The sequence below is a fragment of the Ruegeria sp. J8 genome (genome assembly GCF_056531925.1).
Genome location: NZ_JBQFMR010000010.1, coordinates 107,676 through 129,957, shown reverse-complemented (window position 1 = coordinate 129,957; position 22,282 = coordinate 107,676). Strand labels below are relative to the sequence as shown.

Below are 22,282 nucleotides of genomic sequence, written 5' to 3'. Positions count from 1 at the left end.
ATGAATATCAGCACCCTGCCCCCTCAGACCAAGATCAACGGCATTCAGTTCAACGCCACCCCCGGCCAACGACCCGTGCTGGTGGATGAATGCATGACGATCTGCGAGTTGTTTCAGAAACGCTGCGCCGATTTGGGCGACCGCACTGCACATCGGGAAAAGGATTTCGGCATATGGAAGTCTTATTCCTGGGCCGATTACTGGCAACATGCCAAGTGGATCGGGCTGGCCTTACGGAAGCTGGGGCTGCAACGGGGCGAGGTTGTCTCAATCCTGTCCGAGGACCGCAAGGAATGGGCGTGGTTCGATATGGGCATCCAATGTGTGGGCGGCATTGCTTCGGGCATCTACACCACCGATTCTGCCAAACAATTGAAATACCTTGTGAATGACAGCGACAGCCGCTTTCTTGTGGTCGAGAACGAAGAACAGTTGGACAAGTTCTTCGAGGTCGAAACCGAGCTTCCCGGTCTGCTGAACGTCATCATCCTCGAGGACGAGGGCCTGCATGATCTGAGCCACGACCGCTGCTTGATGATTGGCGATCTGTATGACATCGGACGACGGGCTGAAGCCGAAGAGCCTGACCGGTTCGAAGCCGAGATCGCCCTGGCCTCGCCGCAGGACACGGCTCTGTTGGTCTACACCTCGGGCACCACTGGGGCGCCTAAGGGCGCGATGCTGAGTCACGAGAACATCCTGGCCGCGATTGAATGCGGTGCGCACGCCCTGCCCTCGCTGGAAACGGATGAGCAGCTTTGCTTTCTGCCGCTGTGCCATATCCTGGAACGTGATGTATCGGTTTACCTGCCGCTTGCGTCGAAATGCGTGGTGAATTTCGCCGAAAGCCCCGAAACCGTGTTTGCGAACCTGCAAGAGGTCTCGCCCAGCACCTTTACCGCCGTCCCGCGGGTGTGGGAGAAGATCTATTCTCAGGTTCAGATTCTGGCGCAGGACGCCACCCCCGCAGGGCGCGCCGCCTTTGGGATGGCCGTGAAAGCGGGTATGGCGCGGGCCGAGTATATCCTGGCCGGAAAGCCGGTGCCCGCCGCTGTGAGCGCGCAGTTCTGGCTGTGGGACCGTTTGGTTCTGCGCAATCTGCGGCGGATGCTGGGGCTAGACCGGATGCGGCGTGGCGGCACCGGAGCGGCGCCCATCTCGGCTAACCTTCTGAAATGGTACTGGTCCATCGGGGTGCCCATTGTCGAAGGGTTCGGGATGACCGAAACCTCGGGACTGGCGACGCTGAACACGACCGAGCACAACAAAATCGGCACCATTGGCCGCGCGGTGCCGGGCAATGATGTGCGTATTGCAGATGACGGTGAAATTCAGATCAAAGGTTTGAATGTTTTTCAGGGCTATTGGCGCAACAATGCCAAAACCGCCGAGACCTTCACCGCCGATGGCTGGCTGCGCACAGGCGATATGGGGCAGATCGACGGTGACGGCTATGTGACAATCACCGGGCGACTGAAAGATATCATCATCACGGCGGGCGGCAAGAACATCACCCCGGCCGAGATCGAAAGCCGCTTGAAATTTAGCCCCTATATCTCGGACGCTGTAATAATCGGCGACCAACGCAAGTTTCTGACGGCGCTGATAATGATCGACCAGGAGAACGTCGAGAAGTTTGCGCAGGACCGCAAAGTTCCGTTTTCGAACTTCGCGTCACTCTGTGCCGCGCCTGAGGTACGCGATCAGATCGGGGCAGAAGTCGACGCGGTAAACAAGGAATTTGCGCGGGTCGAACAGATCAAGGATTTCCGCCTGATCAACGTGTTGCTGACCGCCGATGACGAAGAGCTGACGGCCACTATGAAGCTGAAACGCAGCTTTGTGGAAAAGAAACACGCAGATCTCATTGAAGAGATGTACAATTAGATAAGGGTTTACCCAAAGGGAGGAGAAACATGAGGAACGTGATCAAACGGCTGGCCACCGCCACCGCTTTGACGGCTGCGGCAACTGTTGCAGGTGCTGAGACACAAGGTGTGAGCGACGATGAGATCGTCATCGGCTCGGTCAACGATCTGAGCGGTATTTTCGCTGCCGTCGGAGTTCCGGCCACCAAGGGCGCAAATGTAGTGTTTGACCGCGTGAATGCCGAAGGCGGCGTGCACGGGCGCAAAATCCGTTTCGTGGTTGAGGATAACGGCTATCAGATGCCGCGCGCGATGCAGGGCTATAACAAGCTGCTGAACCGCGACAAGGTGTTTGCCATGCTGCAGTCACTGGGCACGCCGATGAACGTGGCCGGATTCAAACTGCTGGACCCGAAAGGTATTCCCAACGTTGCGCCTCTGACAGCCGCACGGCAAATGCTGCAAGAGCCGATGAAGAATAAGTTTACCTCGTTCTCGACTTATTTTGATCAGGCCCGGATAGGGGTGAAATATCTGAACGGCGAATTCGGATCACAATCCGTGTGCACCATGTACCTGCCCACCGATTTCGGCGAAGAAATTCTGGAAGGCAGCAAAGCAGGGGCCGAAGAGGCCGGTATCGCATTTGTCGCTGAAACCACGCACAAACCGGATGAGACGGATTTCGTCGGCTCTCTTAGCAAGCTCAAGGAGGAAGGCTGCGATATCGTCACAATGGCTTTGGGAGTGCGGCAGGCCATCACAGTGGTTGGCACGGCCAAAAAGATGGGGCTAGCGGATATGAAGTTCCTTGGTACTTCGGCCAGTTTCCTGACCGTGGTTGCGCAAGTACCCGGTGGCGTAACCGATGGGTTCTATGCAGCGGCCTCCTGGCTGGACCTCTGGGCGCGCGCGGAAGAGCCTGCCCCGGCCGCATTCATCGCCGAATACAAGGAGGCCACGGGCGAAGACCCTGTCGGTTTCTCGATGCTAGGTTATTCGGCCGCCGAGATGATGGTCAAAGCGCTAGAGGCCGCAGGCCCTGACCTGACCCATGACAGCTTTATCGCGGCCATGGAGTCCCTGAACTACAAGGATGATCTGGTCGGAAACCAGATCACCTATGGTCCAGACGACCATCAGGGCGCGGATACTGTCTTTGTCAGCGTTGTCGAAGATGGGGCCTGGAAACTGGTCTACGAAGAATAAATCAAAGAAAAAGGGCTCGCCGAGGCGAGCCCTTTCCAATTCGGTGTCCGTGGCGATTAACGCTTCGAGAACTGGAACGAACGACGCGCTTTGCGCTTACCGTATTTCTTACGTTCCACAACGCGGCTGTCGCGGGTCAGGAAGCCAGCGGCTTTCAGCGCGCCACGCAGCGAGGGATCATAGAGCTGCAGCGCTTTCGAGATGCCGTGCTTGACCGCACCGGCCTGACCGGTCAGGCCACCGCCTTTGACGGTTGCAACAACGTCGAACTCACCTTCTACACCGGCAACCTGGAACGGCTGGCGCAGGATCAGCTGCAGAACGGGACGAGCAAAGTACTTGTCCTGGTCCTTGCCGTTCACGGTGACTTTGCCGGAACCCGGCTTGATCCAAACGCGTGCAACAGCGTCTTTACGCTTGCCGGTGGCGTAGGAACGGCCCAGCTCGTCGCGCACGGGTTCACGCACGATGACTTCTTCGGCCACGGTTTCAACGCCTGCGACGGCGCTCAGCTCTTCGAGAGTATTGATCTGATCAGCCATCGGTCATTAGCTCCGGGTGTTTTTCTTGTTCATGGACTTAACGTCCAGAACTTCGGGCGCTTGCGCCTCATGGGGATGATCGCCACCGGCGTAAACGCGCAGGTTGGTCATCTGCTTGCGCGCCAGGCGGTTGCCCGGCAGCATACGCTTGACGGCCTGAACGACAACGCGTTCAGGATGTGCACCTTCCAGAATCTGCTGTTTGGTGCGCGACTTGATGCCGCCCGGGTGGCCAGTGTGCCAGTAGAAGTTCTCTTCGCGCTTCTTGCCGGTCATCTGGATTTTGTCAGCGTTGATCACGATAACATTGTCGCCCATGTCCATGTTCGGGGTGAACGACGCTTTGTGCTTGCCACGCAGGCGCATGGCGACGATCGAAGCAAGACGACCCAGAACAACGCCCTCGGCGTCGATCAGGATCCATTTCTTGTCGATGTCTGCAGGTGTTGCAGAAAAGGTTTTCATGGCAGGATAGTCCTGTTTGATGTGAAAGACCGCCCCCGTGTGGAGCGGCCCGAATTCGATGGAGCGTATTTAGAGGGGAGCGTTGCGCAGGTCAACTGCAGTAATCTCTTTTAAATGTCGTAAAAACAGTGACTTATAAAATAGGTATTATTTTACCCCAATTTAAACGCTGATTTGCTCGGGCGGGTTGTCCAACAGATTGCGCAGGCGCTGCATTGCATCTTCGAACCGTTCCAGCGAGACATGCCCGTTCATCGCAATGCGCACTGCATTCGGCGCGCGTCCATCGCGCAAGGCGAACTCATCGGCGGATCGCAGTTGGATCCCTTCCCGCTCAGCCGCCCGGCTAAATGCAGCAGCACGCCAGCCCGAGGGCAAGTTAAGCCAGACAAACGGCACATCAGGCGCCCAGTTCAGGTCAAACCCACCCAAGGAATTTACAGCCACGCGCACATATTCCCCCATCTTCTCGCGTACATCGCGGGCAATTCGCCGGGTGCGCGGGTCGGACAGCATGAGCCGGGTCAGTTCCGCCAGCGGTTGCGCCAATCCGAAATACCCGTATTCCGCCGACCTCCGCAGATCGACACTGCGCTCACGCGGGGCAATCGCAAAGCCCACCCGCAGCGCAGGCGTCAAAGTTTTGGAAATGGACGACACGTGCCATCCACGCTCGGGGGCCAGGGCGCGGTAGCTGGGCTCGCGTGCGTCGCCCATTCGGTAGCAATCATCCTCGATGATTTGCAGGTCAAAGCGACGGGCGACCTCGACAACTTCTTTGCGTCGCTCCAGGGGGGTATGCGCGCCAGTCGGGTTCTGAACTTCCGGAGAAACGCAGACAGCCTGCGCTGGGTTTTGACGTAGGACGTGCTCCATCGCGTCGGGGTCAATGCCCCATTTGTCCATCTTCACACCGACCACCTCGGCCCGCATCAGCTCTCCGGCGCGGCGGAACCCGGCATAGGACAGGTCCTCGACCAGGACCAAAGGTTTGGGACCACGCAGAATGGTTTGAAACACAAGGCACAATCCGTTCTGCCCGCCATGTGTCAGTACAATATCGTTATGCGACAACGGCCCCAATGGCAGATCGGATAGCCAGTCAACTACGGCCTGGCGCATCGGTATATACGCGTCGCGGGTAGGATAATTCAGAAACAGCCCCGGATCGGATTGCGACACCTTTTGCAAGCACTCCCGGATCAGAGCCACCTGACCTACATCCGCCAGTCGCGGGCTAAACAGGCTGACGCTGGCATTGTACTTGTCGTCGCGCAGATGCAACTGACGCGCCCAGACATCATCCAGAATCGGCGATTTCGGCGGGGCCACGAATGTACCGCGCCCGACCTCGGCTTGTAACAATCCCTCATCCGTCAGAATCGTATACGCACGCGCAACGGTGCCCGGCGTAATTTGTAACCGATACGCCAGTTCTCGTACCGGAGGCAGCTTAGTCCCGACCTCCAATAATTTGTTATCAATAGCTTTTCGAATTGTATCGGCCACAAGTGTATACTTAGGTCCCTTGGATTTCGATAGAGACTCCGGCCAAATTGTATCCATTACAATTCTTCCTTTGATTTTGACACAATGTCGAATGTATCAATCACATATACCGAACATATTACGTTTGTGTCAATACAATTTGAAAGGATACCCAAGATGACACGCGCAATGCACACCCCCGCCCTTTTGCTGCTGAACGACAGCCCTCGGCTGCCGCTGATCGCATCGCTGGCCGTGCGGTTTGCGGCGACTGTCACAAAGTGGGAGCGACAGCGCCGCAGCAGAGTCAATTTGTCGAAGCTGGATGATCGGTTGCTGCGTGATGTCGGGTTGACCCGAGATCAGGCCAACCGCGAAATCGAACGCCCGTTCTGGCACGGGTAAGATATCCCCAGTCCCTTTATTGGGACCTCTTCCTTGGCCGGGCTCGTCCCGGCCATTTTTTATCCGAATGCCGCGGCGGCAGACCCCTCGGGCGGCAGCGAATAGGTCATCGTGGCACGTGCAACGGGTTTGTCAGAGCCTTCCGAATACATCAGCACATCGCCTACGGCTAAAGCCTTTCCCAGCTTCAACAGGGTGCAGCGTGCGATCATGTCTTGGTCTCCATCGGGTTTGCGCATGAAGTCCATCGAGCAGCCAGTTGTGACGGCCAGTGATTGACGGCCCTTGCGCGCAAGAATGATCGCGTAGACACAGACATCGGCCAGACCGAACATGGACGGCCCTGAAACCGTACCGCCCGGCCGCAAGTGCCGGTCTTCGACCACCAACCGCATGGTGATTGTGTCCTCGGTCAGGTCCTCGACCACAAAGTCCCGATGCACCTGCGGAAAGACCTGTTTCATATAGGCAGTCAATTCTTCCCGGTCTAAGGCCAATGACATGCTTCCCCTCCTCGATTTGCCGACCTAGAGTTGGCCTCACATCAGATCGGAGGGCAAGATGGGAATTCTGGAACGCAGCGACACCGGAGCGGTCGCAAGGCTGACGATGAACGCGCCGGAACGTCTGAATGCCCTCAGCGACGAAATGCTGGCGGCACTGCAAACCGAGTTTGATGCCCTGCGCGACGACCGGTCTATCCGCGCGGTGGTCCTGTCGGGCGCGGGCAAAGCTTTTTGCGCGGGCCACGATCTGAAGCAGATGACAGCGGGGCGTCAAAGCGAAGATGGGGGCAAGGCCTATTTCCAGGACTTGTTCAGCAGATGCGCGCAGATGATGCTGACAATTCGGTCCCTGCCTCAACCTGTGATCGCTCAGGTTCATGGCATCGCGACGGCGGCTGGATGCCAGTTGGTCGCCACTTGCGATCTGGCCGTGGCGGCTGAGACAACGCGGTTTGGCGTCAATGGCGTGAATATTGGCCTGTTTTGTTCGACACCCATGGTTGCGCTCAGCCGCAATATTCCCCGAAAGCAAGCGTTTGAAATGCTGACCACAGGCGATTTCATAACGGCTGAACGTGCGGCAGAGCTGGGGCTGATCAACCGGGCCGTGCCGGAAATGCTGCTAGAGCATGAGGCACAATCCCTTGCGGAACAACTGGCGGAAAAACTGGGATCGGCAGTGAAAATCGGCAAGGAGGCGTTTTATCAGCAGCTCGATATGCCCATTGAACAAGCCTACGCACATACCGGCGAAGTGATGGCGCAGAACATGATGCACCGGGATACCGAGGAAGGAATCTCTGCATTTATCGAAAAAAGAACGCCAAATTGGGAACAATAACACAATAGTTCCTTGGGAATTCTGCCCGATTCCGCATTTTGGGACTTTTCAAAACGGCGACACTGTGGCAATGCTGAGACAAGGCTATGGCCTGAAAACCGATTTTGGGTCGCCGTAGGCGGAAGGTCCCTCCAGCTGGTTTCTCTCACCGGCGTTGACATTCCCGCAGCGGCGACCCCAAAATTTCCCTTCTTCAGACAATCTGACCCAACAGGTGTTTGCGTTGACGCGTGCTCTGCCCTATGTGGCTGCGCATGACACAGAAACTGCATATCGTGGGCGGCGGCATGGCCGGGTCCGAGGCTGCCTGGCAGGCGGCGGAAATGGGCGTGGATGTTGTGATCCACGAAATGCGGCCCAAAGTGGGCACCTTTGCGCACCAGACCGGCAATCTGGCCGAGATGGTTTGCTCGAACTCCTTCCGTTCGGATGATGATGAACAGAACGCCGTTGGCTTGCTGCATTGGGAGATGCGCGCAGCCGGTGGCCTGATCATGACCACCGCAGACGCCCATCGGCTGCCGGCAGGCGGCGCCCTGGCGGTGGATCGTGATCCCTTTGCCGAATCCGTGACAGCCAAGCTACGGGCCCATCCACGAGTCGAGGTGTCCGAGGAGGAAGTAACCACCCTGCCCGATGACGGCCAATGGATTTTTGCAACCGGGCCACTGACTTCGGCTGCGCTGGGTGAGGCGATCCGGGCGGAAACCGGCACCGACTCGCTCGCCTTTTTTGATGCCATTGCGCCCATCGTCTATGCCGACAGCATCGACATGAGCCAGGCCTGGATGCAGTCGCGCTATGACAAGGGCGAGACCGAGGAAGAGCGCACCGCCTACCTGAACTGCCCGATGGACCGCGATCAGTATGAGGCTTTCATCGACGCTCTGTTGGCGGCCGACAAGACCGAGTTCCACGAAGGCGAAACCGCCGGGTATTTCGACGGCTGCCTCCCGATCGAGGTGATGTCGGAACGCGGTCGTGAAACCCTGCGCCATGGTCCGATGAAACCCGTCGGCCTCACCAATCCACACCAGCCCGATGTGAAACCTCATGCAGTGGTGCAACTGCGCCGCGACAATGCATTGGGCACGCTATTCAATATCGTGGGCTTTCAGACCAAGATGAAATACGGCGCGCAAACGGATGTTTTCCGTATGATTCCGGGGCTGGAGAATGCAAGTTTCGCTCGGCTGGGCGGGATTCACCGCAATACGTTCATTAACTCTCCAACCCTTCTGGACGCACAGATGCGGTTGAAGTCCAGACCCAACATTCGTTTTGCCGGGCAAATCACCGGGGTCGAGGGCTATGTCGAAAGCGCCGCTATGGGCCTGCTGGCCGGGCGGCTGGCTGCGGCGCAGATTCTGGGGAAAGAGTTGCCAAATGTGCCGCAAGACAGCGCCATGGGCGCACTGATCCATCACATCACAGGCGGTGCTGAGGCCAAGACCTTTCAGCCGATGAATGTGAATTTCGGCCTGTTCCGCCCGGTCGATGGGCTGAAAGGTGGCAGACGTGGCCGCAAGGACCGCTACAAGGCCTATACAGATCGGGCCAAGGCGGCGTGGTCAGACTGGCTGGCGCATTGCTGACTGGACGCAACGCGCCGTACCGGCCTAACATGGGGGCATGAGCGACGAATACATGAAAGACGTCTACGGGCTGGACACTCCCGAGGCGACCCGCGACCACTATCAGAAATGGGCATCCTCATACGATAGCGAGGTCGCATCGCACGGCTATATAACCCCAACCCGTGTGGCCGAGGCGCTGTGGTCGAAACTCCCCGAACCTCAGACGCCGATCCTTGACTATGGCTGCGGCACCGGGCTGTCTGGTCAGGCGCTGCGGACCGCCGGGTTCGAAGTTATCGACGGCATAGATCCCACACCCAGAATGCTGGAAGAGGCCGAATCCAAAGGCGTTTACCGGCAGTTGTCCTCATTCGAGATTTCCAATCCCAATCCGGTTAACGCAGGGGCCTATAAGGCGATTGCAGCCATCGGTGTTATCAGCGTCGGAGCGGCACCTCCTGAGACTTTCGACATGCTGATGAAGGCGCTGCCCAAGGGTGGATTGTTGGCGTTTTCATTTAATGATCACACGCTTAAGGATTACAGCTACACCTGTCGATTGAACGATTGGCTTGATATCGGGGCCGCCCGGCTGCTTTTTCGGGAATACGGTCCGCACCTGCCGGGTATGGACCTGAAATCTGACGTCTACATTGTTGAAAAAGCGTGATTTTCACCACTCGGTTTGCGCCATCCCCAACCGGCCCTCTTCATCTTGGTCACGCTTATTCGGTTTTGCTGGCCAGCGACTTGGCGCGGCAGCACGAAGGTCAGTTCTTGCTGAGGATCGAAGACATTGACCGCACCCGCGCTCGTTCACATTGGGAAGAGCAGATTTACGACGACCTATCATGGTTGGGTTTGACATGGCCCGAACCCGTCCTTCGGCAGTCGACGCGGATGGAGGTATATGAGATCGCGTTGCAGCAATTGTGGTCACGCGGCCTTCTGTATCCCTGCACCTGCAACCGGCGCGATATTGCCGCGGCGGCCAGCGCACCACAAGAAGGCGCGCCTTTGCTGGGACCAGACGGTATCGTTTATCCCGGTACGTGCCGCGAGAAAGCAGATCGCTCAGGTCCGGTGCCACGCGATATTCCGCTGCGTCTGGACATGCAGAAAGCCGCGCAAACTGTTAAGGTCACGAATGAATTTCAGTTCTTTGAAAACGGTTGCGGACCATGTGGAAGCACGGGCTGTGTCTTCTTCTCGGATCGGGAACTGACCGACACAATCGGAGATGTCGTGCTGTCCCGGCGAGATATGGGCACGTCGTACCACCTGTCGGTAGTGCTGGACGATGCCGCGCAGAATGTGACGCATGTGGTCCGTGGGCAGGATTTGTTCGACGCCACCCGCATTCATGTGGTTCTGCAGGCGCTTCTGGATCTTCCCCAGCCCATCTACCACCACCACAAACTGATCCGCGATGATGCTGGCAAGAGATTGGCTAAACGCGACGATGCGCGCGCCATCTCGAAATACCGCGACGAGGGCGTTTCGCCCGCCGATATCCGCGCTATGATCGGGTTAGACCATCGGTGACATCAGTTCTGTTTCGTCACCGTCGCGCACAGCGGTGTAGAAACAGCTACGCCGGTTCGTATGGCAGGCCGGTCCTGTTTGCCGAACAATCACCAACAGGCAATCTCGGTCGCAATCCACGCGGAAGTCGACCAACTCTTGTACGTGGCCCGAGCTTTCGCCCTTTGTCCAAAAGGATTGTCGGGACCGGGACCAATACGTCACCCGACCGGTCTGCAACGTTTTACGGATGGCATCTGCGTTCATCCACGCCATCATCAGCACTTCGTTGCTGTCTGCGTCCTGTGCGATGGCCGGGATCAGCCCAGCCTCGTTGAACGTCAGGGTCAATGGGTCAAAAGTCGCAGGGGTCGTCATCGTAAAAACCTTTTGCATCCGGGTGGATGCTTACTATGTATGGGGAACACGAACCGAGGGAAAGCCATGTCCGGCGACAATGATCTGATCAAGCTGTATTCCGGCCGTATTCTGGCTCTGGCGGCGGATATTCCGCATCTGGACAGCCTGAGCGATCCCGACGCGACGGTGAAGAAACGCTCGCCCTTGTGTGGGTCGACGGTGACTGTGGATGTCAAGCTGACGGACGGTCGGATTTCAGAGTTTGGACAGGATGTGAAAGCCTGTGCTTTGGGTCAGGCCTCGGCCGCTGTTGTTGGCGGAGCGGTGATCGGTGCCACCCGTGCTCAGGTCGAAGCCGCGCGGGATCAACTGGCGGCCATGCTTAAGAAGGACGGCCCTGCCCCCGATGCACCGTTTGACGGGCTTGAGGTGCTGATGCCTGCGCGTGACTACAAAAACCGGCACGCGTCGATCCTGTTGGCTTTGGATGCGACCGCCGAAGCAATGGAACAGGCCGAGCAAGCCAACTGCGCCTGAACATGGCGTTTTTCGCGCATCCGGTCTAACCTTTTGGAAATGCAGGGGGCGCGGTGAACAATCTGCTTGAACATTTTGTAACGCTGTGGGTCGTCATTGATCCCATCGGCACCATTCCGGTCTTCATAGCGGTGACAGCTGGACTGGGCGCTGCAGCACGACGAAAAATGGCGCTGTTAGCCTCGGTGATCAGTGCCGGAGTTTTGTTGTTCTTCCTCGTCTTCGGTCAATTGTTGATTGAGGCGTTGGATATCGGTCTCAATTCCTTTCAGGTCGCAGGTGGGATCATCCTGTTTCTTTTTGCGCTGACTATGATCTTTGGCGAAAGCAAACAGGATGTGGAACAACGCGCCGCTGAAGATGACGAGAAAGATACGTCGCACCAGCACAATCCGGCGATCTTCCCACTGGCGGTGCCGTCTCTGGCCTCGCCCGGCGCCATGCTGGCCATCGTGATTCTGACCGACAACAACCGATATAGCATTGCGGATCAGGGGATTACGGCCCTGGTTATGATCTCGGTCATCGCCATTGCGTTTGTATTGATGCTGCTGGCTGAGCCGATCATTCGCCTAATTGGCCACTCGGGCGCTGCGATTATCAGCCGGGTCATGGGGATGATCTTGGCTTCGGTCGCTGTGAACTCAGTTTTGTCGGCAGTGCTCGAGATTATTCGCACCGGACAGCTCTAAGAAAAAAACCGCCGCACCTTCCGGGCGGAAAGGGCGGCGGCAGGTTGTGCGTGTCTCATGTGGGGTCCGGTATACCGCACGGGGCCGAGGCATGGCCCCTTCAAGGGAATTGGGACAGGCAGGTCACCCTTGACTGAGATGGGGATGACAGCGCGGCGTTGTCGGCATGAGATCGCAGGCAGAAAGGGTCAGAACGCTCCGGGCAGGTGCAGGGCAACCATCAGGATAACGACCAAAGACACAGCACCGGCAGCATCTTGCAGCAAAGTGGCGTGCGAGCGGCTGATAGCGGTTTTGATCTGGGTCAGCATGAGGTCACCTCCGGTCAGAGCTTTAATCCTTTGTTGACCTTTTGTTCTCATATTTTACCGAGTCGGTAAAGAACTTTTTAAGAACATTTGTGAACTTGCGCGAACTTTTCGACTAACCCACTGAAATTAAACGGATCGCCTGATCCTGCCGCATCATCCACAAAAGAACACGAACTGCCCGGCCCCGATCCGAGGTCAGCTTGGGGTCTTTGGCCAGCAGCGCGCGCGCATCCGTCTGGGCCGTTGCCATCAACCCGGCTTGTCGCTCGATATCCGCAATTCTGAATTTTGGCAGGCCTGATTGGGCGGTCCCGATCAAATCGCCCGCACCGCGCATCTCAAGATCGGTTTCCGAGATGCGAAATCCGTCTTCGGTTTCGCGAAGAATCTCCAGCCGTTTCCGACCGCCGTCCGTTAGCGGAGGTTGATACATCAGCAGACAAGTCGAATCCGCTTCACCCCGCCCGACCCGACCGCGCAGCTGATGCAACTGCGCCAGTCCAAAAATCTCGGCGCGTTCGATCACCATGATCGACGCGTTGGGTACGTTTACACCAACCTCAATCACGGTGGTCGCGACCAGAACCTTTGTCTTTCCTTCCTGAAAGGCTTTCATCGCGGCATCCTTGTCGGCTGGCGGCATCTGACCGTGAACCAGCCCCACGATCCCTTCCCCCAGAACCGCGCGCAACCTTTTGAACCGTTCTTCTGCGGCGGTCAGATCCGACACTTCGGATTCGTCGACCAGCGGGCAAACCCAGTAGCACTGACGTCCCTCGTCGATGGCCCGCCGCAGATGGGCGACGATTTCATCAATCCGTTCCGTGCTGATCACCGCTGTTTTCACAGGCTTTCGCCCAGGTGGTTTTTCGTCCAGAACCGAAACGTCCATGTCCCCATACTGCGCCAACGCGAGACTGCGTGGGATCGGCGTCGCCGTCATCACTAACACATCCGCGCCCTGTCCCTTTTCTGATAACTCCATCCGTTGCCGCACACCGAACCGGTGTTGTTCATCCACGATGGCAAGGCGCAAATCCCGGAAGGCGACATCAGATTGGAACACCGCATGAGTGCCGACGAGGATATGGATATTACCCTGTTGTAACGCTTCAAGCTTAGCGCGCCGCTCCGCGCCTTTATCGCGCCCGGTAAGGATCTCCAGCACGATCCCCGCGCTTTCCGCCAATGGGCGCAACCCTTCCAGATGCTGGCGCGCCAGAATCTCGGTTGGGGCCATCATGACACCCTGCCCGCCAGCCTCGACAGCGACCAACAGTGCCATGAAAGCCACCAGCGTTTTACCAGCGCCGACATCGCCCTGAAGCAAGCGGTTCATCCGCGCGTCCGAGGCCATATCCTCGGTGATCTGATCAATCGCCCGCATCTGCGCGCCGGTGGGTTTGTAGGGCAAATCTGCCAGAACCCTGGATTGCAACCGCCCGGTCGCCACACTGACAATCCCCCGCGCCTTGCGTTCCCGTTGACGCGCGAGGGCCAAAGTCACCTGATGCGCAAAGAACTCATCATAAGCCAATCGCGCTCGCGCCGGGGCATGAGGTGACACGTCATCTGCCCCCAAGGGGTTGTGCGCCGCAGTAACCGCATCGAACCAGTTAGGCCACTGCTCTCTGCCGATCTGTGACGGATCTATCCACTCTGCCAGTTTCGGCGCCCGCGCAAGCGCACTGCGCGCAGCCTTATAGGCCGTTTTTTGGGTCACGCCTTGCGTCAGATGATAAACGGGTTCGAATTCTGGGATATTCCCTGCGCTCTCGATCGGGAGAATGTGGTCGGGGTGTACCATCTGCGCCATTCCGTCGAACAGCTCCAACTTTCCCGAAACCACACGCCGATCGCCCTGCGGCAACACCTTTTTCAGGTAGTCCCCGCGGGCATGGAAAAACACAAGCTGAAATTCTGTCTGCGCATCTTCGACATGAACGCGATAGGCACCACCCTTGTTTCGTGCGGGCCGATGCGCACCGACCGTGACCTCTACCGTCAGGGTCGAGGGTAAATCCGCCCCTTGGATCGTGTCCCGCCGTCGCCGGTCGATCACGGCGTAAGGCAGACCGAACAGGACATCTCGCGGCGCTTCGGTCCCGCTTTGGGTCAAAAGCTGCGCCGTCTTGGGACCAACCCCATCAAGCGTTTCCAACCCGGCAAACAGGGGAAACAGGATTTCTGGTCGTCCGGTCATGCCGCGCCTATCAGGTGTAGCCAGCCATCCTCGTCCAACGTTTCGATGCCAAGCTCGGCGGCCTTTTTGGCCTTCGACCCCGCGCCGGGGCCCGCCACCAACAGGTCGGTTTTTTTGCTGACCGAACCTGACACCTTGGCCCCAAGCGCCTCGGCACGTGCTTTCGCCTCGGCCCGCGTCATTTTTTCAAGCGTGCCGGTGAAAACCACGGTCTTTCCGGCCACCGGACTGCCATCGGTGTCGGGCCGTTTGGCTGGTTGAACTTCAAGCTGCGCGACCAGAGCGTCGATGCTCGCCCGCTCGGCCTCTTGTGCGAAGGCGGACACAAGCGCGCGCGCCATCACCTCGCCGATGCCGTCAATGCTCAGCAATTCATCCCATTCCGGCCCTTCGAACCCGGAGGCGGCCGTCACCGCCCGCTCAAATTCAGACCATTCTCCGTAATGGGTCGCCACCAGGTTTGAGGCCGCCTCGCCCATGTGGCGAATCCCAAGGGCAAACAGCAGCCGCCCAAACGGGATAAGGCGTTTTTCGTCAATCGCAGCCCAAAGGTTGCCCGCGCTTTGCGCACCCCATCCCTTGCGATTGGCCAGCTTATTCAGATTTGCCGCGTCACGCGTTTGCAGCGTGAAGATATCGACGGGCGTTTTGACGGACAGATCAGGATCGTCATAGAACATTTCGATCTGTTTGGCCCCTAGACCTTCAATGTCGAAGGCCTTGCGTGAGACGAAATGTTTCAGTTTTTCAGTGGCCTGTGCGGGGCAAATGATGCCGCCCGTGCACCGCCGAACGGCATCACCTTCCTCGCGGATTGCCTGGCTTTGGCATTCCGGACAGGTATTCGGAAAGGTGAATTCGACCGCATCATCAGGGCGTTTTGAGATATCAACATCTGCAATTTTTGGGATCACATCCCCTGCGCGATAGACCTGCACCCAGTCGCCGACGCGAATATCTTTGCCGTCCCGGATGGTCCCGCCTTTGGCGTCGCGCCCGGCAATGTAGTCTTCATTGTGCAGGGTCGCGTTCGAGACGACCACACCGCCGACCGTCACCGGGTGTAGCCGAGCCACAGGACTGAGCGCTCCGGTACGACCGACCTGGATGTCGATGGCCTCCAACCGGGTCCAGGCCAGTTCAGCGGGGAATTTATGAGCGATCGCCCAACGTGGCGTGGTCGACCGGAACCCCAATCGCGCTTGCAACGCAAGATCATTGACCTTGTAGACGACACCATCAATGTCATAGCCAAGTGTTGCCCTCTGGGCTTCGATCCCACGATAGTGGTCCAGCATATGATGCGTCGTCTCACACAGGGCCGTCAGGGGGTTGGTCGAAAAGCCGTACTGCTTAAGCCGTTCAATGGCGCCCATTTGCGTCTCAGCCAAGGGCGCGGACGTTTCTCCCCAAGCATAAGCGAAAAAGCGCAATGGTCGCGCCCGAGTAATCGCCGAATCCAGTTGCCGTAGCGATCCTGCAGCCGCGTTTCGTGGGTTGGCGAATGTCTTCTCGCCTGCCTCCGCTTGCCGCGCGTTCAACTGATCGAAATCCGCGTGCGACATGTAAACCTCGCCCCGCACTTCGAGCACCGCTGGAGCATTCTCCAATCGGTGCGGAATGTCCGAGATGGTGCGTGCATTGGCGGTGACGTTTTCGCCAACCTCGCCATCTCCACGCGTTGCGGCTTGCACCAAGTGGCCGTCTTTATACCGCAAGGACAGGGACAGGCCGTCAATCTTGGGTTCAGCCGTAAACGCTAGCGGAGCATCGTCGCCAAGGCCCAAATATTTTCGGATTGAACGGGTGAAGTCGCCGACATCTTCATCATCGAACGCATTCCCCAGCGACATCATGCGTACGGCGTGGGTCACTTTTGAAAACCCATCACCCGGCTTGGCGCCGACCTGGTCGGATGGGCTGTCTGCGCGTTTCAGATGGGGAAAGCGCTTCTCGATCTCGGTATTGCGACGTTTGAGATCATCATATTCCGCGTCCGAAATCTCGGGCGCGTCCTGCGTGTGATACTGCGTATTGGCCCGCGCCAGCAGTTCGGCCAACCGCGCAAGTTCTGCGCGCGCGCTGTCTTCTGTCAGCTCTGAAACCGGAAGTGAATCGCCCATAGCCCCGCCCTGTCACGTCTTCTTGGACCTCAGTGATAGGGCGAGGCCATGGTCAGGTCCAGATGTGCTGTTCAGTGAGTGAGGGAGCCGCCCCGGACCAAAGCGGCAGATCTGTTTTAGGCCCCGACGGCCATGCGACGTTCATCGACGCTGTTGCTTTGCGGGTCGCGCAGCACATAGCCCCGGCCCCAGACGGTTTCGATGTAGTTGTCACCACCCGTTGCATTGCTGAGTTTCTTACGCAGTTTGCAGATGAATACGTCGATAATCTTCAGCTCGGGCTCATCCATTCCACCATAGAGATGGTTCAGGAACATCTCTTTGGTCAGCGTTGTGCCTTTTCGCAGGCTCAGAAGTTCGAGCATCTGGTATTCCTTGCCGGTCAAATGCACGGTCTTTCCTTCGACCTCGACGGTCTTGGCATCAAGGTTCACAGCGACCTGACCGGTGTGAATGACCGATTGCGAATGCCCCTTGGAGCGTCGTATGATTGCGTGAATGCGGGCCACCAGCTCTTCGCGGTGGAAAGGCTTGGTCATATAGTCATCTGCGCCAAAGCCGAAGCCCTTGATCTTGCTTTCGGTATCATCTGCGCCCGACAATATCAGAATCGGTGTTTCAACGCGCGCAACGCGCAATTGGCGCAAAACCTCATGGCCGTTCATGTCCGGCAGGTTCAGGTCCAGCAAAATTAGGTCGTAGTCATAGAGTTTTGCCAGATCGATCCCTTCCTCACCCAGATCCGTCGCATAGACGTTCAGGTTGGCGTGCGTCAGCATCAGCTCGATGCTTTTCGACGTGGTGGGGTCATCCTCGACAAGAAGTATACGCATTTACTGCTCCAATTCGGTTCAATTTACCAATTCAAACTGAGCCTGATCAAAAATGGTTAATCTGACGTTACCGTTGAATCATTTATTCACGCTCTACGTTAGGTTGTCGATATTTTTTTAATGAAGTTGCCTTCAGAGCGTCTGTTCCATGCTTTGCCACGGCTGAAACCCACGAGTTGAACTCCTCATCGCTTAGCCCATAGCGTTTCTTGGCATCCGACAGTGCGATCAAGCCATATAGTACCCCGCGCACTACTATTGCCTTGCGGGACGCCACCCAGCGTGTCGTGTCGTCCGGTGGCAGGTCTGCACGCGATAAAACCGTTCCATCCGGCAGGGTTACGGACCGTGGCCCTTCAACTTTGTGCAAATACATCTTTCCAACCTTTTCTGCTGCGACAAAGCTGACACCAGCCTACTTAATGTGCGGTGAAACCGCCTCTTGAGAGTGTGTAGAATTTTCCTATATTCTGCCGGTCTTTCTTAACCCGCACTGGAATCGTCATGGCCCTCGATACCGAGACCCCTCTGAACTCGCTTGGCTTTGCCAAACCGCCCTCGGAAACGCGGGTGGTTGTCGCTATGTCCGGTGGCGTGGACAGTTCCGTTGTGGCAGCGCATCTGGCCGATCAGGGCTATGACGTGGTCGGCGTGACCTTGCAGCTCTATGACCATGGCGCGGCCTTGGCCAAGAAAGGCGCCTGCTGTGCGGGTATCGACATCCACGATGCGCGGCGTGTGGCGGAAGAACGTGGCTTTCCCCACTATGTCCTGGACTATGAGAACATCTTCAAGGACGCGGTGATTGACGAATTCGCCGACAGTTATTTGGCCGGTGCCACCCCGGTGCCCTGCATCCGTTGCAATGAGCGGGTGAAGTTCAAGGACCTGCTGGAAACCGCCAAGGACCTTGAAGCCGACTGCATGGCCACCGGTCACTATATTCAGCGCAAGATGGGCCCCAACGGTCCCGAGTTGCACAGCGCCGAGGATGCGAACCGCGATCAGTCCTATTTCCTGTTCTCCACCACGCCTGAACAGTTGAACTACCTGCGCTTTCCTCTGGGCCACCTGCCCTCGAAGGATGCGACGCGCGAGATGGCAGCACAGTATGGCCTGGCTGTGGCCGACAAGCCGGACAGTCAGGACATCTGCTTTGTGCCCAACGGCAACTATGCCAGCGTTATCGAGAAACTGCGCCCCGGCGCAGCTGAACCGGGTGAGATCGTGCATGCCGATGGCCGTGTATTGGCGCAGCATGACGGAGTGATCCACTACACAATCGGTCAACGCCGCGGCCTGGGCATCGGCGGGCTGACCGAGCCGCTTTATGTGGTCAAATTGGATGTGGACAAGAAACAGGTCGTCGTCGGCCCCAAAGACATGTTGGCCACCCGCACGATCCCGGTGCGCGAAATTAACTGGTTGGGTGATGAACCATTTACGTCTCGTGATGAATGGCATCTGAAGGTCAAAGTTCGCTCGACCCGCCCCCCGCGCGAGGCAATCATTCGTCCCCTGTCCGACACCACCGCCGAGGTTGAACTGCTGACGCCCGAGGAAGGCGTCTCACCCGGCCAGGCCTGCGTGTTCTATGCATCTGAGGGCAGCCGCATCTTTGGCGGCGGCTGGATCTGGCGCGGCTACTAGGCCGAAACGGGCGTGACCTCGGTCTCGATCTCGACTTGCAGCGCATCGTTGAAGCGGTTGAACGCGCCGGTCAGGGCAATGCGCCATGTCAATTCCACGATCTGAGAATCGTTGAACCATGCGCGCAGGTCCGAGACTTCGGCATCGCGCATCCGGCCTGACCGCGTCGTGACCGCCTCGGCATAGCGCACCACCGCTTTGTCGCAATCGTCCAGTTCGGGGTGATCCTTGACATCAGGCAGACGCGCCGCGCCTTCAGGGCTTAGCCTGGTCACGGTCAGTTGTGGTGTATGATGCGATACGCAATAGTCGCATGCGTTCAATTTGGACACCGTAACCATCGCCAGTTCCAATGCACGGCGCGGCAGGTTTTCTTGCGCCTTGAATGCCGTCAGCATCTCAGCCACGTGTTCCAACACCGCAGGGCTATGGGCAGCAATGCGCGCCCAATTGTCGAATGGCCCATACGCCCCAAGCAGGGCCCGAGACGCGCGCGCGGCCTCGGTCATGTCGTCGTCGACGAGGGGCGGAATTCGGGACATCAAATTTCTCCTTCACCGGACATGGCTGGTCTTGGCGGTGGGCCATAAAGACCTGATAGGGCCGATTTGGTCAACGCATCACAACAGATCGGTGGGCGAGTTGAACAGGATATAGAGCCCGACGCACACCATGACATAGGGCGCGATCCGGTCCAGGCGCGCCACTTGCAGCCCAAGGCTTTTAGCCCGAGGCGCCCCCCAAGCCGCCACCGCGACCAATAGGAACGCGGCCACTACAGCACCCAGCAGGGCGGCCAGTCGGAAAGAAGGTGTGGAATCGGCCAGTAGCGGGGTCATGACGGCAAAGCTGTCGACCGACAGGCTGAGAAACAGGGTTACAACCGAACTGACAGCACCTTTCGCGCTTATGTCCTCGCCCGCGTCCCCGCGATATTGCTGCCAGATGCCGCGCAAGCCGAACACCAAGGGGATGACGCCCAGATATCCAATCCACTCGGGGATGCCGCTTTGATCAAGCCCGATTGCCACGATCATGGCAAGGGACAAGACCATAGCCTGTGCGACCGCAAATCCTGCGATGGCGCGGCGTTGCTCGATAATCAGGATCAGGCCCAACAGTACCGCTAGATTGTCCAGATTGGTCGAGATCATGGCTAAACCGGCCGAGACCGCAAAAAGAACGTGGTCGAGCATCAGCCTGCCATCCGCTCCAGCACGGCGCGGGCAGCGCGTAGACCCGGCGCTTCGCCACCCCGGCCCAGCCGCTGCATTGTCTCAGCCATCGCCTGCTGTTGAAGATCGGGCGTTGCCGCCACCTGCCCCAACGCCTCGGCGATCTTGTTTGGCTGGCAGTCATCAAGCAGGCATTCGGGCACGGTGCGGGTCTCGGACACCAGATTGACCAGTGTGACGGTATCGAGTTTGACCATCCGCTCGGCCATCTTTTGCGTCAGCCAGCTCAAACGATAGGCGATGACCATCGGCGTCGCCTGCGCTGCCAGTTCCAGTGACACGGTTCCAGAGGCAGCCAGAGCCAGATCGGCGGCTGCAAAGGCCGCGCGTTTTTGTGCGGTTGCCTCATCCGCGGGCAAGTTGCGGGGATCTACAACAACTGGATTACCGGGCCAGTTTTCCAGATGCGCCTGAACCGTCTCGACCATATGAGCTACGGCAGGTACCACTATGCGCGTATCGAGGTGATCGCTCAGATAAAGGTCAAGTGCCTGTCCAAAGACTGGGGCCAAGCGATCAACCTCGCCCCGGCGCGAACCGGGCAAGGTCAAGAGGATCGGCGCATTCCCCAGATCATAAGCGTTGCGGAACGCGGCGATATCGTCCTCGGTTGCTATGGGTTCACTTGCGACGGGATGGCCGACGAAATCACATTCCATCCCCGCGCGTTCCATATAGGGCGGCTCGAACGGCAATAGCGCCAGAACGTGGTCGATGACCTTGGCCATCTTGTCCGCCCGCCCCGGTCGCCATGCCCAGACGCTGGGGGCCACGTAATGCACCGTACGAATGTTGCTTTGCGCTTTTACCAGCTTGGCGACGCGAAGCGAGAAATCGGGGCTGTCGATGGTGATCAAAACATCAGGTTGTATGTCCAAAACTGCCTGAGCAGTCTCGGCTATGCGACGTTTGAGATGAAAGAACTTAGGCAGGACCTCGACCAGCCCCATCACCGAAAGCTCGGACATGGGAAAGCGGCTGTTTAATCCTTGCGCCTGCATTAGAGGGCCGCCGACCCCGTCGAACTGCACATCGGGTTGAAGACTGCGCAGCCCTTCCATCAGTGCGCCACCCAAGCGGTCGCCTGACGGTTCACCGGCGACCACGAAAACGCGCATCAGTTCGTCCGCTCGCGCACGTAAAGAAACAGTCCCAGCCGGTCACATTCGGCGATGACTTGCGGCCGTTGCAGCACCATCACCCCACCCTTTTCAATGACGATACCAGACAGCCCGGCGGCCACTGCATCCGCGACGGTATCCGGGCCAATCGCAGGCAAATCGGCACGTCGATCCTGATCGGGTTTGGGGGCCTTGAACAGGACGCCTCCGCCCGCATCGGGCCGTTGTGTCAGCGATTTCAGCATCCAGGCGGTCCCGAAAATCCCCTCGACCGCCAGCGCTTGCCCCTTCGAGACGACGCAAGCTTGCCCGATATCCGCAGCACCCATGGCGCGAACGATCCCAGCTGCTCGATTGGCGTCAGACAGGTCCGCGTCCGATGGCTGAGCCTCGGTCAGCGGTCCAAGAGCTGGCAAAAGGGCTGGCACGATTTCATGGGCGGCACGGACCTGTAGGCCCGCATCTTCAAAAATCCCGATCACCGCTCGCAAGGCCCCATCGTCGCCGGACATGATGGCCTGTTGCAAGATGGGCACCAAAGGCATGGTCGCGGCATCAATCCGGCTTGGATCAATTGCAGGGCGCCGCACCGCGCCTGCCATGCAAATCTGCGTTACGCCGCGTGCTTTCAAATCCGCGATGAATGTCCCCAACTGCTCAAGCGGGAAGGTCATATCCACGTCCAGAGTGTCGGGCGCGAACCCTTCCATCGCGCAGATCACCGGGCGGTTAGCCAGTTGGTCGACCACCTCGGTTGGCAAAGCGCCGGTTCCCGCAATCACGGCCAGCATG

Annotated in this window: 24 protein-coding genes; 10 read left to right on the top strand and 14 right to left on the bottom strand. The window is 58.1% G+C overall.

The window, feature by feature from the left end; translation table 11 throughout:
- Nucleotides 1–1,887 (top strand): AMP-dependent synthetase/ligase, encoded by a 1,887-nt coding sequence (locus ACR0L1_RS19070; protein ID WP_480860350.1) that lies wholly within the window; start codon nucleotides 1–3, stop codon nucleotides 1,885–1,887.
- Nucleotides 1,888–1,916: 29 nt separating this feature from the next.
- Nucleotides 1,917–3,077: an ABC transporter substrate-binding protein gene (locus tag ACR0L1_RS19065; RefSeq protein ID WP_170790955.1), complete on the top strand. Its 1,161-nt coding sequence runs from the start codon at nucleotides 1,917–1,919 to the stop codon at nucleotides 3,075–3,077.
- A 56-nt stretch (nucleotides 3,078–3,133) separates the two neighbouring features.
- Here the strand turns inward: ACR0L1_RS19065 and rpsI are convergent, their stop codons facing one another.
- The 3 genes from rpsI to ACR0L1_RS19050 all read right to left on the bottom strand — a co-directional run bounded on the left by rpsI (nucleotide 3,134) and on the right by ACR0L1_RS19050 (nucleotide 5,650).
- Nucleotides 3,134–3,619, bottom strand: coding sequence for a 30S ribosomal protein S9 (gene rpsI / locus ACR0L1_RS19060; RefSeq protein WP_039535473.1), 486 nt, complete (start codon nucleotides 3,617–3,619; stop codon nucleotides 3,134–3,136).
- A 6-nt stretch (nucleotides 3,620–3,625) separates the two neighbouring features.
- A complete protein-coding gene (rplM, locus tag ACR0L1_RS19055; protein ID WP_170711488.1) occupies nucleotides 3,626–4,084 on the bottom strand; it encodes a 50S ribosomal protein L13 in 459 nt (152 codons plus the stop codon).
- A 162-nt stretch (nucleotides 4,085–4,246) separates the two neighbouring features.
- On the bottom strand, nucleotides 4,247–5,650 hold the full coding sequence (locus tag ACR0L1_RS19050; RefSeq protein ID WP_480860348.1) for an aminotransferase-like domain-containing protein: 1,404 nt from the start codon (nucleotides 5,648–5,650) through the stop codon (nucleotides 4,247–4,249).
- Nucleotides 5,651–5,749: 99 nt separating this feature from the next.
- Here ACR0L1_RS19050 and ACR0L1_RS19045 point away from each other — a divergent pair, with 99 nt between their 5' ends.
- Entirely contained in the window at nucleotides 5,750–5,977 is a 228-nt protein-coding gene (locus ACR0L1_RS19045) for a DUF1127 domain-containing protein (RefSeq protein ID WP_170769722.1), read from the top strand.
- A 59-nt stretch (nucleotides 5,978–6,036) separates the two neighbouring features.
- On the opposite strand, the gene ACR0L1_RS19040 is transcribed toward ACR0L1_RS19045, so the two are convergent.
- A complete protein-coding gene (locus ACR0L1_RS19040) occupies nucleotides 6,037–6,480 on the bottom strand; it encodes a PaaI family thioesterase (RefSeq protein WP_170769721.1) in 444 nt (147 codons plus the stop codon).
- A gap of 58 nt (nucleotides 6,481–6,538) precedes the next feature.
- Between ACR0L1_RS19040 and ACR0L1_RS19035 the strand changes: the two genes are divergently transcribed.
- The 4 genes from ACR0L1_RS19035 (at nucleotide 6,539) to gluQRS (ending at nucleotide 10,446) form a co-directional block, all read left to right on the top strand.
- On the top strand, nucleotides 6,539–7,324 hold the full coding sequence (locus ACR0L1_RS19035) for an enoyl-CoA hydratase (protein WP_480860345.1): 786 nt from the start codon (nucleotides 6,539–6,541) through the stop codon (nucleotides 7,322–7,324).
- A 254-nt stretch (nucleotides 7,325–7,578) separates the two neighbouring features.
- Nucleotides 7,579–8,919 (top strand): methylenetetrahydrofolate--tRNA-(uracil(54)-C(5))-methyltransferase (FADH(2)-oxidizing) TrmFO, encoded by a 1,341-nt coding sequence (trmFO, locus tag ACR0L1_RS19030; RefSeq protein ID WP_480860343.1) that lies wholly within the window; start codon nucleotides 7,579–7,581, stop codon nucleotides 8,917–8,919.
- 37 nt (nucleotides 8,920–8,956) lie between these two features.
- Nucleotides 8,957–9,571, top strand: coding sequence for a class I SAM-dependent DNA methyltransferase (locus ACR0L1_RS19025; RefSeq protein ID WP_170769718.1), 615 nt, complete (start codon nucleotides 8,957–8,959; stop codon nucleotides 9,569–9,571).
- Complete coding sequence (gluQRS, locus tag ACR0L1_RS19020; RefSeq protein WP_480860341.1) at nucleotides 9,568–10,446, top strand: tRNA glutamyl-Q(34) synthetase GluQRS; 879 nt, start codon at nucleotides 9,568–9,570, stop codon at nucleotides 10,444–10,446. The genes ACR0L1_RS19025 and gluQRS overlap by 4 nt, the downstream gene beginning before the upstream one ends.
- Here the strand turns inward: gluQRS and hisI are convergent.
- Nucleotides 10,432–10,821, bottom strand: a complete 390-nt coding sequence (gene hisI, locus ACR0L1_RS19015) for a phosphoribosyl-AMP cyclohydrolase (RefSeq protein ID WP_170786709.1) — start codon at nucleotides 10,819–10,821, stop codon at nucleotides 10,432–10,434. The two genes, gluQRS and hisI, sit on opposite strands and share 15 nt — an antisense overlap.
- Before the next feature lie 48 nt (nucleotides 10,822–10,869).
- On the opposite strand from hisI, the gene ACR0L1_RS19010 reads away from it, so the two are divergent.
- Both ACR0L1_RS19010 and ACR0L1_RS19005 read left to right on the top strand, forming a co-directional pair.
- Nucleotides 10,870–11,322, top strand: a complete 453-nt coding sequence (locus ACR0L1_RS19010) for an iron-sulfur cluster assembly scaffold protein (protein WP_480860339.1) — start codon at nucleotides 10,870–10,872, stop codon at nucleotides 11,320–11,322.
- A 53-nt stretch (nucleotides 11,323–11,375) separates the two neighbouring features.
- The gene (locus ACR0L1_RS19005; protein WP_170769714.1) at nucleotides 11,376–12,014 is read left to right on the top strand and encodes a MarC family protein; all 639 of its coding nucleotides are present in this window, start codon (nucleotides 11,376–11,378) and stop codon (nucleotides 12,012–12,014) included.
- Nucleotides 12,015–12,202: 188 nt separating this feature from the next.
- Here the strand turns inward: ACR0L1_RS19005 and ACR0L1_RS19000 are convergent, their stop codons facing one another.
- The 5 genes from ACR0L1_RS19000 to sciP form a co-directional block, all read right to left on the bottom strand.
- Nucleotides 12,203–12,325: a hypothetical protein gene (locus ACR0L1_RS19000; protein WP_269150150.1), complete on the bottom strand. Its 123-nt coding sequence runs from the start codon at nucleotides 12,323–12,325 to the stop codon at nucleotides 12,203–12,205.
- A gap of 112 nt (nucleotides 12,326–12,437) precedes the next feature.
- Entirely contained in the window at nucleotides 12,438–14,528 is a 2,091-nt protein-coding gene (gene recG, locus ACR0L1_RS18995; RefSeq protein WP_480504341.1) for an ATP-dependent DNA helicase RecG, read from the bottom strand.
- Nucleotides 14,525–16,651: an NAD-dependent DNA ligase LigA gene (gene ligA, locus ACR0L1_RS18990; protein WP_480504342.1), complete on the bottom strand. Its 2,127-nt coding sequence runs from the start codon at nucleotides 16,649–16,651 to the stop codon at nucleotides 14,525–14,527. Before ligA ends, recG begins: the two co-directional genes overlap by 4 nt.
- Nucleotides 16,652–16,767: 116 nt before the next feature.
- Nucleotides 16,768–17,484: a response regulator transcription factor CtrA gene (ctrA, locus tag ACR0L1_RS18985; protein WP_170769711.1), complete on the bottom strand. Its 717-nt coding sequence runs from the start codon at nucleotides 17,482–17,484 to the stop codon at nucleotides 16,768–16,770.
- A gap of 82 nt (nucleotides 17,485–17,566) precedes the next feature.
- A complete protein-coding gene (gene sciP / locus ACR0L1_RS18980; RefSeq protein WP_480860337.1) occupies nucleotides 17,567–17,860 on the bottom strand; it encodes a CtrA inhibitor SciP in 294 nt (97 codons plus the stop codon).
- Nucleotides 17,861–17,988: 128 nt separating this feature from the next.
- Here sciP and mnmA point away from each other — a divergent pair, with 128 nt between their 5' ends.
- Nucleotides 17,989–19,134: a tRNA 2-thiouridine(34) synthase MnmA gene (gene mnmA / locus ACR0L1_RS18975; protein ID WP_170769709.1), complete on the top strand. Its 1,146-nt coding sequence runs from the start codon at nucleotides 17,989–17,991 to the stop codon at nucleotides 19,132–19,134.
- Here mnmA and ACR0L1_RS18970 read toward each other — a convergent pair.
- The 4 genes from ACR0L1_RS18970 to ACR0L1_RS18955 form a co-directional block, all read right to left on the bottom strand.
- A complete protein-coding gene (locus ACR0L1_RS18970) occupies nucleotides 19,131–19,676 on the bottom strand; it encodes a carboxymuconolactone decarboxylase family protein (protein WP_480860335.1) in 546 nt (181 codons plus the stop codon). The two genes, mnmA and ACR0L1_RS18970, sit on opposite strands and share 4 nt — an antisense overlap.
- Before the next feature lie 78 nt (nucleotides 19,677–19,754).
- Nucleotides 19,755–20,330, bottom strand: coding sequence for a hypothetical protein (locus tag ACR0L1_RS18965; protein WP_480860333.1), 576 nt, complete (start codon nucleotides 20,328–20,330; stop codon nucleotides 19,755–19,757).
- Nucleotides 20,330–21,487: a lipid-A-disaccharide synthase gene (lpxB, locus tag ACR0L1_RS18960; protein WP_480860331.1), complete on the bottom strand. Its 1,158-nt coding sequence runs from the start codon at nucleotides 21,485–21,487 to the stop codon at nucleotides 20,330–20,332. The genes ACR0L1_RS18965 and lpxB overlap by 1 nt, the downstream gene beginning before the upstream one ends.
- Nucleotides 21,487–22,281 carry an LpxI family protein gene (locus ACR0L1_RS18955; protein WP_170786697.1) on the bottom strand — a complete coding sequence of 265 codons (795 nt, stop codon included), beginning with the start codon at nucleotides 22,279–22,281 and terminating at the stop codon, nucleotides 21,487–21,489. Before ACR0L1_RS18955 ends, lpxB begins: the two co-directional genes overlap by 1 nt.
- Nucleotide 22,282 lies beyond the last annotated feature (1 nt).

Excerpts from the sequence above, each read along its gene's own strand:
- ACR0L1_RS19070 (WP_480860350.1), top strand. The coding sequence starts at position 1 with ATGAATATCAGCACCCTGCCCCCTCAGACCAAGATCAACGGCATTCAG.
- ACR0L1_RS19065 (WP_170790955.1), top strand. The coding sequence starts at position 1,917 with ATGAGGAACGTGATCAAACGGCTGGCCACCGCCACCGCTTTGACGGCT.
- rpsI (WP_039535473.1), bottom strand. The coding sequence starts at position 3,619 with ATGGCTGATCAGATCAATACTCTCGAAGAGCTGAGCGCCGTCGCAGGC.
- rplM (WP_170711488.1), bottom strand. The coding sequence starts at position 4,084 with ATGAAAACCTTTTCTGCAACACCTGCAGACATCGACAAGAAATGGATC.
- ACR0L1_RS19050 (WP_480860348.1), bottom strand. The coding sequence starts at position 5,650 with ATGGATACAATTTGGCCGGAGTCTCTATCGAAATCCAAGGGACCTAAG.
- ACR0L1_RS19045 (WP_170769722.1), top strand. The coding sequence starts at position 5,750 with ATGACACGCGCAATGCACACCCCCGCCCTTTTGCTGCTGAACGACAGC.
- ACR0L1_RS19040 (WP_170769721.1), bottom strand. The coding sequence starts at position 6,480 with ATGTCATTGGCCTTAGACCGGGAAGAATTGACTGCCTATATGAAACAG.
- ACR0L1_RS19035 (WP_480860345.1), top strand. The coding sequence starts at position 6,539 with ATGGGAATTCTGGAACGCAGCGACACCGGAGCGGTCGCAAGGCTGACG.
- trmFO (WP_480860343.1), top strand. The coding sequence starts at position 7,579 with ATGACACAGAAACTGCATATCGTGGGCGGCGGCATGGCCGGGTCCGAG.
- ACR0L1_RS19025 (WP_170769718.1), top strand. The coding sequence starts at position 8,957 with ATGAGCGACGAATACATGAAAGACGTCTACGGGCTGGACACTCCCGAG.
- hisI (WP_170786709.1), bottom strand. The coding sequence starts at position 10,821 with ATGCAAAAGGTTTTTACGATGACGACCCCTGCGACTTTTGACCCATTG.
- ACR0L1_RS19010 (WP_480860339.1), top strand. The coding sequence starts at position 10,870 with ATGTCCGGCGACAATGATCTGATCAAGCTGTATTCCGGCCGTATTCTG.
- ACR0L1_RS19000 (WP_269150150.1), bottom strand. The coding sequence starts at position 12,325 with ATGCTGACCCAGATCAAAACCGCTATCAGCCGCTCGCACGCCACTTTG.
- recG (WP_480504341.1), bottom strand. The coding sequence starts at position 14,528 with ATGACCGGACGACCAGAAATCCTGTTTCCCCTGTTTGCCGGGTTGGAA.
- ligA (WP_480504342.1), bottom strand. The coding sequence starts at position 16,651 with ATGGGCGATTCACTTCCGGTTTCAGAGCTGACAGAAGACAGCGCGCGC.
- ctrA (WP_170769711.1), bottom strand. The coding sequence starts at position 17,484 with ATGCGTATACTTCTTGTCGAGGATGACCCCACCACGTCGAAAAGCATC.
- sciP (WP_480860337.1), bottom strand. The coding sequence starts at position 17,860 with ATGTATTTGCACAAAGTTGAAGGGCCACGGTCCGTAACCCTGCCGGAT.
- mnmA (WP_170769709.1), top strand. The coding sequence starts at position 17,989 with ATGGCCCTCGATACCGAGACCCCTCTGAACTCGCTTGGCTTTGCCAAA.
- ACR0L1_RS18970 (WP_480860335.1), bottom strand. The coding sequence starts at position 19,676 with ATGTCCCGAATTCCGCCCCTCGTCGACGACGACATGACCGAGGCCGCG.
- ACR0L1_RS18965 (WP_480860333.1), bottom strand. The coding sequence starts at position 20,330 with ATGCTCGACCACGTTCTTTTTGCGGTCTCGGCCGGTTTAGCCATGATC.
- lpxB (WP_480860331.1), bottom strand. The coding sequence starts at position 21,487 with ATGCGCGTTTTCGTGGTCGCCGGTGAACCGTCAGGCGACCGCTTGGGT.
- ACR0L1_RS18955 (WP_170786697.1), bottom strand. The coding sequence starts at position 22,281 with ATGCTGGCCGTGATTGCGGGAACCGGCGCTTTGCCAACCGAGGTGGTC.